Raw genomic sequence first — 635 nt, forward strand, 5'->3', positions numbered from 1 at the left:
TCAGATCGACGGTCGCGAAGCCGTGCGCTTCGAATGCGTCGGCGATCTGCGCCGGTTCGCTGCGGTTGCGGATCTGCACGCCGACGAAGATATGCGCCGAGTTCGCGTCGGCGATCCGGTAGTTGAATTCGGTGACGCTGCGCGTGCCGACCAGTTCGCAGAAGCGCCTGAAGCTGCCGCGCTCTTCGGGGATCGTCACCGCGAATACCGCTTCGCGCGCTTCGCCCACTTCGGCGCGTTCGGCGACGAAGCGCATGCGGTCGAAGTTCATGTTCGCGCCCGACGTGATCGCGATCAGTGTCTGGTTCTCGATGCCTTCCCGTTCGGCGTACTGCTTGGCGCCCGCCACCGCGAGCGAGCCCGCGGGTTCGAGCACGCTGCGGGTGTCCTGGAACACGTCCTTGATCGCCGCGCACAGCGCATCGGTGTTCACGAGCAGCACTTCGTCGAGATATTCGCTGCACAGGCGGAAGGTTTCCTCGCCGACGAGCTTCACCGCGGTGCCGTCCGAGAACAGGCCCACTTCGTTCAGCGTCACGCGCTCGCCCGCCTTCAGCGACGCAGCCATCGCGCACGAATCATCGGTCTGCACGCCGATCACCTTGATCTCCGGGCGCACCGATTTCACGTATGCA

General features: G+C 64.9%; 1 protein-coding gene. It reads right to left on the minus strand.

Features of this window, described 5'->3' with window-relative positions; all coding sequences use genetic code 11:
• On the minus strand, positions 1 to 635 hold a 635-nt coding region (locus tag GCT19_RS45205), incomplete at both ends, for a pyridoxal-phosphate dependent enzyme (protein WP_152855132.1).

Source organism: Paraburkholderia atlantica (genome assembly GCF_009362785.1).
Classification (GTDB): domain Bacteria; phylum Pseudomonadota; class Gammaproteobacteria; order Burkholderiales; family Burkholderiaceae; genus Paraburkholderia; species Paraburkholderia atlantica.